The 12288-nt window shown below is 64.9% G+C and carries 10 protein-coding genes; 1 reads left to right on the top strand and 9 read right to left on the bottom strand.

What is annotated here, in order from left to right; all coding sequences use genetic code 11:
* Positions 1-10 precede the first annotated feature (10 nt).
* Together parC and recO are read right to left on the bottom strand one after the other, a co-directional pair.
* Positions 11-2266, bottom strand: coding sequence for a DNA topoisomerase IV subunit A (gene parC, locus Q8R73_RS01665; RefSeq protein ID WP_305717813.1), 2256 nt, complete (start codon positions 2264-2266; stop codon positions 11-13).
* Between the two features lie 176 nt (positions 2267-2442).
* Positions 2443-3198, bottom strand: a complete 756-nt coding sequence (recO, locus tag Q8R73_RS01660) for a DNA repair protein RecO (RefSeq protein WP_305717812.1) — start codon at positions 3196-3198, stop codon at positions 2443-2445.
* A gap of 237 nt (positions 3199-3435) precedes the next feature.
* On the opposite strand from recO, the gene Q8R73_RS01655 reads away from it, so the two are divergent.
* A complete protein-coding gene (locus tag Q8R73_RS01655; RefSeq protein WP_305717811.1) occupies positions 3436-5349 on the top strand; it encodes an AI-2E family transporter in 1914 nt (637 codons plus the stop codon).
* 3 nt (positions 5350-5352) lie between these two features.
* Here the strand turns inward: Q8R73_RS01655 and Q8R73_RS01650 are convergent, their stop codons facing one another.
* From Q8R73_RS01650 to Q8R73_RS01620, 7 genes are all read right to left on the bottom strand, one after another.
* A complete protein-coding gene (locus Q8R73_RS01650; protein WP_305717810.1) occupies positions 5353-5733 on the bottom strand; it encodes a hypothetical protein in 381 nt (126 codons plus the stop codon).
* A gap of 11 nt (positions 5734-5744) precedes the next feature.
* Positions 5745-6701 (bottom strand): GTPase Era, encoded by a 957-nt coding sequence (gene era / locus Q8R73_RS01645; protein ID WP_305717809.1) that lies wholly within the window; start codon positions 6699-6701, stop codon positions 5745-5747.
* Positions 6691-7509 carry a ribonuclease III gene (rnc, locus tag Q8R73_RS01640; protein ID WP_305717808.1) on the bottom strand — a complete coding sequence of 273 codons (819 nt, stop codon included), beginning with the start codon at positions 7507-7509 and terminating at the stop codon, positions 6691-6693. Before rnc ends, era begins: the two co-directional genes overlap by 11 nt.
* Positions 7506-8264, bottom strand: coding sequence for a signal peptidase I (lepB, locus tag Q8R73_RS01635; RefSeq protein WP_305717807.1), 759 nt, complete (start codon positions 8262-8264; stop codon positions 7506-7508). Before lepB ends, rnc begins: the two co-directional genes overlap by 4 nt.
* Before the next feature lie 272 nt (positions 8265-8536).
* Entirely contained in the window at positions 8537-8956 is a 420-nt protein-coding gene (gene acpS / locus Q8R73_RS01630; protein ID WP_305717806.1) for a holo-ACP synthase, read from the bottom strand.
* Complete coding sequence (locus Q8R73_RS01625; protein WP_305717805.1) at positions 8953-9735, bottom strand: pyridoxine 5'-phosphate synthase; 783 nt, start codon at positions 9733-9735, stop codon at positions 8953-8955. The genes acpS and Q8R73_RS01625 overlap by 4 nt, the downstream gene beginning before the upstream one ends.
* Before the next feature lie 154 nt (positions 9736-9889).
* The gene (locus Q8R73_RS01620) at positions 9890-12190 is read right to left on the bottom strand and encodes a bifunctional (p)ppGpp synthetase/guanosine-3',5'-bis(diphosphate) 3'-pyrophosphohydrolase (protein ID WP_305717804.1); all 2301 of its coding nucleotides are present in this window, start codon (positions 12188-12190) and stop codon (positions 9890-9892) included.
* Between the last annotated feature and the right edge of the window lie 98 nt (positions 12191-12288).

The following is a 12288-nucleotide window of genomic DNA, read 5'->3' as shown; positions in this document are numbered from 1 at the left end:
GACGACAGGACTACTCCACGCCCTTGCCGAACTTGTTCGACTTCGGCAGGCCGTGCGCGAGGCGGCCGGCGTCGGCGCGGTTGCCGCGCCAGTCGGTCAAATCCTTCCAGCTCATGCTCTGGTCGCGCCCGGCGGAATCCTTCCAGGTCAGCCCCGCCTTGGCTTCGAAGGTCGCGACATCCGACAGCGACGCGCTCGTGTATTTCTGCAGCCGCACGCCGCGGCCGCGCGCCATTTCCGGCACCTGGTCCAGCGGGAACACCACCATCTTGTGGTTGGTGCCGATCACGGCGACGGTGTCGCCCGCCACGGTCGCGATCGCACAGGCTTCGTTCGGCATTTCGACGTTCAGCACCTGCTTGCCCTTGCGGGTATTGCCGACGCAATCGTCCTCGTTGACGACGAAGCCCTGGCCTTCGAGGCTCGCGATCAGGAACTTGCGGCCGCCCTTGTTGACGAACAGCGAGACGATCGCGGTCTCCTGCTCCATGTCGATGAACATGCGGATCGGCTCGCCATGGCCGCGGCCGCCCGGCAGTTTTGCCACGTCGAGCGAATAGAATCTTCCGTTGGTGGCGAACAGCAGCAGCTTCGAGGTGGTCTCGGCGAAGAACGCCTTGTCGAGCTTGTCGTCGGTCTTGAAGGTCAGGGTCGAGAGATCGGCGACATGGCCCTTCAGCGTGCGTACCCAGCCCTTTTCGGAAACCACCACGGTGACCGGCTCGCGCTCGACGAAGGCTTCCTCGATCGCGGCGAGGTCATGCTCCGGCGCGTCGGCGAACACCGTGCGGCGCTTGCCGAGCGGCGTCTTCGGCCCGAAAATGTCGCGGACTTTCCGCACCTGGTCGCCGACCTTGGCCCACTGCTCGGGCTCGGAGGCGAGAATGCCCTTGATGCCCTTCAACTCGGCACGGAGGTTCTTGTCCTCGGTGCGGATCTCGAATTCCTCGAGCTTGCGCAGACTGCGCAGCCGCATGTTGAGGATGGCGTCGGCCTGAACATCGGTCAGCTTGAACGCTGTCATCAGGGCCGGTTTCGGCTCGTCCTCGTTGCGGATGATCTTGATCACCTTGTCGATGTTCAAATAGGCGATCAGGTAGCCGCCGAGCACTTCCAGCCGGTGCTCGATCTGCTGCTTGCGGTAATTGGAACGCCGCAACAGCACGTCGCGCAGATGGTCGAGCCATTCGCGCAAACACTCGGCAAGACCGAGCACCTTGGGAATGCGGCCCTTCACCAATACGTTGAGGTTCAGCGGTATCCGGCTTTCCAGCTCGGTCAGCTTGAACAGCGATTCCATCAGCAGTTCCGGATCGACCGCGCGGGATTTCGGCTCGATCACGAGACGGATGTCTTCGGCCGATTCATCGCGGACGTCGTCGACCAGCGGCAGCTTTTTCTCCTGCAGCAGTTCGGCGATCTTCTCCACCAGCCGGGACTTCTGCACCAGCCAGGGGATTTCGGTGATTACCACCACCCAGGTGCCGCGGGCGCCCTCTTCCTGACTCCACTTGGCGCGGGTGCGGAATGCGCCGCGCCCGGTCATGTAGGCTTCGGCAATGCTCTCCTTGGAATCGACGATGATGCCGCCGGTCGGGAAATCCGGACCCTTCACCGATTTCAGCAGCGTCTTCGATTTGGCGTCGGGCTTGTCGATCAGATGCAGCGCTGCGTCGCAGAGCTCCGCGACGTTGTGCGGCGGGATCGAGGTCGCCATGCCGACGGCGATACCCTGGGCGCCGTTGGCGAGCAGGTTCGGGAAGCCGCCGGGCAGCACGATCGGCTCTTTGGTCTGGCCGTCGTAATTGGCGCGAAATTCGACGCCGTCCTCGTCGATGCCGTCGAGCAGCAGCCGCGCGACCTCGGTCATGCGCGCTTCGGTGTAGCGGTAGGCGGCCGGGTTATCGCCGTCGATATTGCCGAAATTGCCCTGGCCGTCGACCAGCGGATAGCGCGAGGAGAAATCCTGCGCGAGCCGCACCAGGGCGTCGTAGATCGACTGGTCGCCATGCGGATGGAACGAGCCCATCACGTCGCCGACGATCTTGGCCGACTTCTTGAACGGCGTGCCGGGGTCGAGCCGCAGCAGGCGCATGCCGTAGAGGATGCGCCGGTGCACCGGCTTCAGGCCGTCGCGGGCGTCTGGCAGCGCGCGGTGCATGATGGTCGAGAGCGCATAAGCGAGATAGCGCTCCTCGAGCGCGTCGCGCAGTCCGACCTCATGGATCTCGGCGGGTTCGTCAGGTGGAATCAGTCGTTTTCCCATCGGGACGGGTTATCCGCTGGCAGCGAATCGGGCAAGAAATGAATCGCGTTCCACACCCCCGCGCTCCGCCAAGGCTGCTTAACAGGCACTTCCGGCGGGAGCCGGCCGGGCTGCCTATCTGTGCATGGGGTTGTTTTCACGATTTTCGTCGGCTGCACGGCAAGCCCGTCATGCGGCTACGGCAGCAACGCCGTCGGCTTCGCCCGATGTCTGGTCACCGCATTGATGAACCCGTCCCGGGCGTCGGAATGGCCCTGCCCGCGCGGCTCCAGCACGTGGCGCAGCAGGAACCGGCCGGTGAGCACAAAACCGTCCTGCAGGTCCTGGTCGGACCAGCCATTGGCTCCCCCGCCGCCCTCGCGCAAGAACGCGGGCAGCCGCAACAGCCGCTCGCGCCAGGGATCGCCGGCCCGCCGCGATACCGCGCCGCCGGATTTCGGCGAGACGTAGATCAGGTCGGCGGTCTCGCCGGTCGCGGCGCAGTTTTCCAGATCGAGCCCGAAGCCGAGTTCGGCGAGCATGGCGAGTTCGAATCTTATCAACTGGATGGCGGCTTCGCCGATGTCGTCGAAATCGTCCAGCGTGCGCTCCAGCATCTCGTAAATGTCTTCGTGCGGATCGCGCTCGGGCAGCAGGCGCGCCAGCGAGGCCAGATGGGTCACGCCATAGGTCGCGTGCGAGGACGCCAGCACGGTGGCGGCGCGCAGCCGCGTGCCTTCCATGACGTAATAGCCGAGATGCTCGTCGAGCCGGGCCCGCCACACCGCCGACACGCTGTTGCCGGGCTGCAGCAAGGGACGCATCCGCTTGCCGGCGCCGCCGCGCACGAGGCCGAGATGGCGGCCATGGCCGCGGGTCAGGAGTTCGACAATGGCGGAAGATTCGCCATGCCGCCGCACCCCCAGCACGATGCCCTCGTCAGTCCATTCCATGGCGAGAGGATACAGGATTCCATTGGGGCGCGCAGCTCTCGCGGCCGTCATTCCGGGGCGATGCAAAGCATCGAACCCGGAATCTCGAGATTCCGGGTTGCGCTGACGCGCGCCCCGGAATGACAGGATGGGTGGAGACGCAGGAACATTCGCCCCCTCCGTCCGTTGTGACCGCTCCTTCCCCGGCCACGGCCTGACTTGGCGGAGGTCTGCATGGACCTCCGCGGATATCTTCTATTGGCAGACACCGTCCCCCCGATGATCAAGCTGCAGCAGCCCAAGGGCACCGCGCTGATCAATCTCGCAGTCGCAGGCCTGATCGTCACCGGTCTGTACTTCGCCCGCGAAATCCTGGTTCCGGTGGCGCTCGCGGTTCTCTTCAGTTTCGTGCTCGCTCCCTTTGTCATCCGGCTGCAGTCATGGCGGGTGCCGCGACGGCTGGCGGTGCTGGTCGCAGTGTTCGTCGGCTTCTCGATCATCTTCAGCCTCGGCGGCCTGATGGTGTCGCAGGCCAACCGGCTGGCCGAGGAATTGCCCGGTTACCAGCAGACGCTGCGTGACAAGATCCAGGGCCTGCGCGGGGTCGCAGCCAGCGGCTCCAGCACGCTGGAGCGCGCCTCCAAGGTGCTGCGGGAGCTGGACAGCGAATTGCACAATCCCGCCCGCGGGCAGGCCATCGACGGCCTGCGGCGGCAGCCGAACGACAAGCCGATTCCGGTGGAGATCAGGCAGCCCGATCCCGGCACGCTGACGACCCTGGTGGCCATCATCCAGCCGCTGATCCAGCCGCTGACCACGACCGGCATCGTCGTCATCTTCGTGATCTTCATCCTGATGCAGCGGCAGGACCTGCGGAACCGCTTCATCCGGCTGGCCGGATCGCAGGACATGCAGCGCACCACGGCCGCCCTCGACGATGCCGGGCAGCGGCTGAGCCGGCTGTTCCTGAACCAGATCATCGTCAATGCCTCGTTCGGCCTGCTGATCGGAATCGGGCTGCAATTGATCGGCGTGCCGAGCGCGCCGCTGTGGGGCCTGATCGCCGTGATCCTGCGGTTCGTGCCCTATGTCGGCACGCCGATTTCGGCGGTGTTTCCGCTGATCCTGGCCGCGGCGGTCGGCACCGGCTGGGAAATGCTGCTGATGACGCTGGCGCTGTTCGCGACGCTTCAGCTGTTCGCCGCCCAGGTGGTGGAGCCGCAGGTCTACGGACGCAGTTCCGGACTGTCGCCGGTCGCCATCGTGATTTCGGCGTCGTTCTGGACCTGGCTGTGGGGTCCGATCGGTCTGGTGCTGGCGACGCCCCTCACCGTCTGCCTGGTGGTGGTCGGCCGCCACGTCGACCGCCTGCAGTTCCTCGATATCCTGCTCGGCAACCAGCCGGCGCTGACGCCGCCGCAACTGGTCTACCAGCGGATGCTGGCCGGCGACCCGATCGAGGCGTCGCAGCAGGCGCAGACCTTTCTCGCCGACGCCTCGCTGGAGGATTATTATGACACCATCATGCTGGACGGCCTGCGCCTCGCCGAGGCGGATTCGCGTCTCGGCCGGCTGGACCGCGAGCGGATGGACCGCGTCCTCACCACCGTGCACGAAGTGGTCGACGACCTCGAAACACATGAGGACGCTGCGGTCGTTGAAGTCGAAGAAGTCGAGACCAGCCCGCTGGCGCGCCTCGACACCGACGAGCAATTGCCGACCAGCGTGCCGGAGCGATGGCAGCAACCGGGAGCCGTGCTGTGCCTTCCCGGCTCCGGCAAGCTCGACGAAGCCGCCGCCGTCATTCTCGCCCAGATCATGAAGCGACGGGGGATCGGCGCCGTGGCCGAGGCCGCCGATGCCTTGTCGATGTCGCGGTTCTTCTCGCTCGATCTGTCGCCGGCCACCGCATTCTGCATCTGCTACGTCGGCAAGCCATCCGACGCGATGATTCAGTACACGGTCCGCAGGCTGAGCAAGAAGAGCAAGGGCGGCCGCATCATCATCGCGCTGCTCGGCAGCGAGAGCGACGCGGTGACGCCGGGGACGCGCGATATCACGACGGTGGTGGGCGATTTTACCGCCGTTGCGGACCTCATCGCCGAGATCGCCTTCAAGGCTGCCCGCGCCGCGGAAGTCGTTCCCGATGCCGGGAAGGTCGAGATTGATTGACGGCTACGCGTTGAACCAGTCCCGCGCGTCGCCGGTGAAGGAAAAAAACAGGGCGGCTGCCGTCAGCGTGCACGAAACGACCTCGACCGCGCTGCTGAACTCCAGGCCCCTTGCGCCGATCACATGCACCAGCGTGATCGCGGAGAGCATCAGGGCGGCTGACAGAAACCAGCGCGGCCAGCTCTTGCGCTGTCGCGCGGCGAGCTGGACGAAGTGGACCAGCACCAGGATCAGCGCGGCCGCGATCAGGCTTTCCGCCATGATCATCGATTCCGTCACTTGCGCGGTCGGCGTGCGATCGCGGAACGCGACCGACACCGCGTCGAGCGTCAGCGACAGATAGAGCAGGACTTCGAACCACAGCACGTTTCTCGGTACGGTCATCGCGACGCCTTCTATTCCTTCGGGAATTCGAGGCCCATTTCACGGTAGCGGTTGGGATCGTCACCCCAGTTTTCGCGCACCTTCACGAACAGAAACAGGTGCACCGGAACGCCCACGATCTCGGCGATCTCCTTGCGGGAGTCCGCGCCGATCGACTTTATGGTGGCGCCGCCCTTGCCGAGCACGATCTTGCGCTGGCTTTCGCGCTCGACGAAAATGGTCTGCTCGATGCGGATGGATTTGTCCTTGCGCTCCGTCCAGCTGTCGGTCTCGACGGTGGACTGGTACGGCAGTTCCTGATGCAGCTGGCGAAAGATCTTTTCCCGGGTGATCTCCGCCGCCAGATGCCGCATCGGCGCATCCGACATCTGGTCTTCCGGATAATGATACGGCCCCGGCGGCACCATCGCGGCAAGGGTGTGTCGCAAATCGTCGACGCCGTCACCGGTCATGGCCGAAACCATGAAGGTCTCGGCGAATTTCAGCCGCTCGTTGGCGGCCTGCGCCAGCTTCAGCAGCTTTTCCTTGTCGACGATATCGACCTTGTTGATGACCAGCAGCTTGGGATGATTGACGGTCGCCACCTTGCTGAAGATCGACTCGGCCTCCTCGTCGATCCCCTCGCGGGCGTCGAGCAGCACGCATACGAGGTCGGCGTCATGCGCCCCGCTCCAGGCGGTGGACACCATGGCGCGGTCGAGCCTTCGTTTCGGCATGAAGATGCCGGGCGTGTCGACCAGGATGATCTGGGCGTTGTTGTCGATCACGATGCCGCGGATCAGCGCCCGCGTGGTCTGCACCTTGCGCGAGACGATGGTGACCTTGGAGCCGACCAGCGCATTGACCAGCGTGGACTTGCCGACATTGGGGGCACCGATCAGCGCGACGAAGCCGCAGCGTGTCGCCGCCGCCGGCGCGACGCCGTCCTCGATGCCGTCTTCGACGTGGTTTTGGGGTTCAGCTGTCATTGTTACCGCCACCGACGCCTTCACGCTCTATCATGACCGATGCCGCGACCTTTTCGGCCGCGCGCTTGCTGCCGCCGATACCTTCGGCCGGCTCGAGGCCCGGCAGATCCACCGCGACGCGAAACTGCGGATCGTGATGCGGTCCGCTGCGCTCGACCTCGCGATAGACCGGCGTCGGCAGTCCCTTGCCCTGCGCCCATTCCTGCAGCACCGTCTTGGGATCGCGCAGCGGCCGACGGGGCTTGCGCATCCGCTCCACCCAGTTGCGTTCGACGAATTGCGCCGCCGCGGTGTAGCCCCCGTCGAGAAAGATCGCGCCGATCACCGCTTCGCAGATGTCGCCTAGCACCGATTTGCGCAAGCGCGCGCCCGCGCCGGCGCCGACCGCGCCGAGCTTGATGTCGTCGATCAGCCCGAGCGATTTGGCGACATCGGCACAGCTTTCCTTGCGCACGAGATCGGCCAGCCGCTTCGACAATTCGCCCTCGTTGGCGTTGGGAAAGGCGCGATACAGCATGTCGGAGACGACGAGCCCGAGCACGTGATCGCCGAGGAACTCGAGGCGCTGATAGCTGTCGCCGCGCTTGCGCGAGGATTTCAGCGCGGAGACGTGGGTGAATGCGGTCGTCAGCAGTTCGGGATCGGCAAATTTGTGCCCGATCCGCGCCTCGATCGCCGCGGTCGCGGCCTTGGCGCTGACCTTGCTGCGCTTTTTCTTCACCGCCGCGGGTTCGCTCGCGGCCTCAGGCAGACCGCGTGCTTCGTCCGACGCGGAGGATGTCTGGAGATCGGGCGATTCGTCGTTCATCGCACGATGGAGAAAATACGATTCCAGCGCACCGCGGTCGGCCAACGCCAGAACATCCAGGCGGTTTCGCCCTCGGCAATGGAGAAGAAAATCATCTGGGCCCGGCCGACGATGTTCTCGAAAGGCACATAGCCCACCGCCGACAACACCCGGCTGTCGGTGGAGTTGTCGCGGTTGTCGCCCATCATGAAGAGGTGGCCGGCCGGCACGGTATAGATCGTGGTATTGTCGTAAAATCCGTTGTCGACGCAATCCAGCGATTCGTAGGTGACGCCATTCGGCAGCGTCTCCCTCCAGCGCTTGACCCGCGCCGTGGCGTCGGAACCGCAGGGGTCCTCGCCGATGAAGTCGCTGAGGCGTTCGCGCTTGATCGGCGCTTCGTTGATGTAGAGCAGACCCTCCCTCATCTGGATGCGGTCGCCGGGCAGCCCGATCACGCGCTTGATGTAATCGGTGGAATCGTCCTTCGGCAGGCGGAACACAATGATGTCGCCGCGGGCCGGCTCGGAGCCGAAGATGCGTCCCGAAAATATCGGCGGCGACAACGGGATCGAATAATGGCTGTAACCGTAGGAATATTTCGACACGAACAGGTAATCGCCGACCAGCAGCGTTGCCTTCATCGATCCCGAGGGGATGTTGAAGGGCTGAAACAGGAAGGTGCGGATCACGAGGGCGATCAGAAGCGCATGGATGACAACGCGGATGGTTTCACCCAATCCGCTTTCAGTTTTTGTCCCGGATGTCACGCTCATCGCTTTCCCAATTCCCGTCGCGACAGACGCGCGGTGGCAGAGCATTTTCCTCACGCGAAGCGTTCTCTTCGCGTCGAGAAAATGGTCTTGATTCTGATATTGTGGACCAGTTCCGGCGCGGCCTGAACTCGCCCTGCTTCGATATTCCTGCGGCGTTTTAGACGGTTGTTCGCAGCCACGCAATCAACGGCCACATGAAAACTTCCTAATCCGTTGAACTGGCGAAGATTTTTAGTTTTGTACCGGACCGCTGAAGATGCCGGCGCCGACCTTCAGGCTTTGCCCGGATTGACCGCCGAAATTATGACGAAGGCCTGCGCCAGCGGCCAATCGTCGGTAATCGACAGATCTATGCGCGCCTCCAGGCCCTCCGGCGTCAGCGCCTCGAGCCGGACCAGCGCCCCGCCGGTCAGCTGCATGGTCGGCCGCCCCCCCGGCAGGTTCACCACCCCCATATCCCGCCACCAGACGCCCTGGCGGATTCCGGTACCCAGCGCCTTGGAACAGGCCTCCTTGGCGGCAAACCGCTTGGCATAGGTCGCAACCACCATCTTCTCGCTCTTGGCACGGCGCCCGGCCCGGGCGCGCTCGGCCTCGGTGAAAACCCGGTCGAGGAAGCGGTCGCCGTGGCGCTCGATCACCTTGGCGACCCGGCGGATGTCGATCAGGTCGGAGCCGATGCCGATGATCATGCGCCCGTCCGGTTGGCTTCGCCGCCGCCGAGTTTGGCGCGCCCGCGGTCCATCGCCGCCCGCATCGTCCGGACGGTCTCGCCGAGTCCGACGAACAATGCCTCCCCGATCATGTAGTAACCGATATTCAGTTCCATGATCTCGGGGATGCCCGCGATCGTCTCCGCGGTCGCATAATCGAGACCGTGACCGGCATGGACTTCGAGGCCGGCCGAGCGCGCCAGCGCGGCACCGGCGACGATGCGCTGCCACTCGGATTCCGCCCTGGCGGTGTGGCCATCGACCACGGCGTCGCACCAGGCGCCGGTGTGGATTTCGATGACAGGCGCGCGCAGCCTCGCCGCCATTTCGATCTGGGCGGGGTCGGCGGCAATGAACAGCGATACCCGAACCCCCGCGTCGTTCAGGCGCGCGATGAACGGCGCCAGCAGGTTGTGCTGCCCGACCACGTCGAGGCCGCCCTCCGTGGTGAGTTCCTCGCGGCGCTCGGGTACCAGGCACACCGCATGCGGTTTGGTCGCCAGCGCGATCCGCAGCATGTCCTCGGTCGCCGCCATCTCGAAGTTCAGCGGCCTGGAAATCTCCGCCTTCAGCCGCGCCATGTCGTCGTCGCGGATGTGGCGGCGATCCTCGCGCAGATGGGCGGTAATGCCGTCGGCGCCGGCCTCGATCGCGAGCAGGGCTGCGCGCACCGGATCGGGCCGCTCGCCCGCCCGGGCGTTGCGCAGCGTGGCGACGTGGTCGACATTGACTCCGAGACGCAGGGGGGGAGCAGGCATGCGGACTTCCGACGCAGTTTAGAGGAAGACGAAGACACTCGAACCGTCATGCGCGGGCAAAAGCGCGAAGCGCGTCTTCACCCAATATGCCCCGCGCATCCATCTTCTTCGTAAAGATGGATTGCCGGGTCAAGCCCGGCAATGACGAGCCTCGTTACCCATTGACGCGGTCGACCCGGGCGACGACGGCCTTGGCGCGCAACTGGGCGATGATAGCGCTGAGATGCTTCAGGTCATAGACCTCGAGATCGATGGTGAGTTCGGTGAAGTCGGGCGAGCGCCTGGACATGCTGATATTGTCGATATTGCCGTCGTGCTCGGCGATCACGGTCGCCACCTGGGCGAGACTGCCGGGCTCGTTGACATTGTCGACGCGGATTCGCGCGGGAAAGCGCTGCGGCGTCGTTTCGTCGACGTCCCAGCGGACGTCGAGCCAGCGCTCCGGCTCCTCCTCGAAGTCCTTCAGCGCCGGCGACTGGATCGGATAGATCGTGATGCCCTCCCCCGGCGTCACGATCCCGACGATGCGGTCGCCCGGCACGGCGCCGCCGTTCGGCGCGAATTTGACCGGCAGATCGGAATTGATGCCGCGTACCGGGATCGCCGACGGGCTGCGTCCGGGATCGGGCGCCGATTTCAGCTTCAGCTTGACCGCGAGGCTCTTCTTGGCGGCGCCATAGCGCACCACCCGTTCTTCCTTGTAGTCGGGATACATCGCCCGCGCGACGTCGGAGGCCTTCATCTCGCCGCGCCCGACCGACGCCATCACGTCGTCGATCGAGGCGCGCGCCAGCCGCGGCAGCGCGCCCTTGAGCTTGTCGTCGGCGTATTCGATCTTGGCGCGCGTGAACAGCCGCTCGACGATGCGGCGGCCGAGCCCGGCATACTGGTCGCGCACCGCGGTGCGCGTCGCGCGCCGGATCGCCGCCCGCGCCTTGCCGGTGACCGCCAGCGATTCCCACGCCGAGGGCGGCGCTGCCTGGGCTTCCGAGGTCAGCACCTCGACCTCGTCGCCATTCTGCAGCTCGGACGACAGCGGAGCGAACTTGCCGTTGATCTTGCAGCCGACCGCGCTGTTGCCGACGTCGGTATGCACCGCATAGGCGAAGTCGATCACATTGGCGTGGCGCGGCAGCGCGATCAGCTTTCCCTTCGGGGTGAAGCAGAACACCTGATCGTGAAACAGCTCGAGCTTGGTATGCTCGAGGAACTCCTCCGGATTGGCGCTGTCGGACAGGATTCCGATGGTATGGCGGAGCCAGGCGAAGGCGTTGGATTCGCGCTTCAGAAGCTCGGTCGGCGATCCCACGCCATCCTTGTAGAAGGCATGCGCGGCGATGCCCAGTTCGGCGATCTGGTCCATCTCCTCGGTGCGGATCTGCAGTTCGACGCGCTGGTTGCCGGGACCGATCACGGTGGTGTGGATCGACCGGTAGTCGTTCTGCTTCGGCGTCGAGATGTAATCCTTGAAGCGGCCGGGCACCACCGGCCAGGTGGTGTGCACGACCCCGAGCGCGCGGTAGCAGGCCTCGACGTCATCCATCACGACGCGGAATCCGAAGATATCGGACAATTGCTCGAAGCCGACCGACTTGCGCTCCATCTTGGTCCAGATCGAGAACGGCCGCTTGCGCCGGCCATAGACATGCGCCGCCATGCCGTTTTTCTGCAGGTTCTTGGATAACTGGCTCTCGATCTCGCCGATCAGGTTGCGGTTGCGGTCCTCCAGCGATTCCAGCCGTTGCATCACCACCGAGTGAGCTTCCGGATCGAGCATGTGGAACGACAGGTCCTCGAGTTCCTCCCGCATCTCCTGCATGCCCATTCGGCCCGCGAGCGGGGCATAGATGTCGAGCGTCTCCTCGGCGATCCGACGGCGCGAGGTCGGCGGCACGAATTCGAGCGTGCGCATGTTGTGCAGGCGATCGGCGAGCTTGATCAGGAGGACGCGGACGTCGTCGGCGATCGCCAGCAGCAGCTTGCGCAGGTTCTCCGCCTGCTTGGCCTCGCGCGACACCAGTTCCAGCCGTTTCAGCTTGGTGAGCCCCTCCACCAGGGCGCCGATCTCGTGGCCGAAAACCTGATCGATTTCGGCGCGGGTAGCCTCGGTATCCTCGATGGTGTCGTGCAGCAGGGCGGCCACGATGGTGGCGTCGTCGAGCTTGAGATCGGTGAGGATCGCCGCGACCTCGAGCGGGTGGGAGAAATAGGGGTCCCCGGAAGCGCGGGTTTGGGTGCCATGCGCCTTCATGGCGTAGACATAGGCGCGGTTCAGCAGATCTTCGTTGGTATCCGGGTTATAGGACCTGACGCGCTCGACCAGGTCGTATTGCCGCATCATGCCGGTTCGCGACGATTTCACCGGCTTCGGCGGCGGCAGGGCCGAGGTTGGCGCCACCGCAACCGATTCGGTCGCGGCCTGCATCTGCCGTGGGCTGCGGCGCCAATACGCCATCGAATGGTTGCCTCCGTGCCGGACCCGAACGCGCCCGCCTCACGATATAAACTAGTGTGTTCCTGGCCCGAGCATCACCCGTTCGGAGCGGTAAATGT

This window comes from Bradyrhizobium sp., from assembly GCF_030697065.1.
In the GTDB taxonomy this organism is placed as follows: Bacteria; Pseudomonadota; Alphaproteobacteria; order Rhizobiales; family Xanthobacteraceae; genus Bradyrhizobium.
The sequence above is the reverse complement of the archived record's forward strand: the minus strand, read 5'-3'. Positions and strand labels throughout refer to the sequence as shown.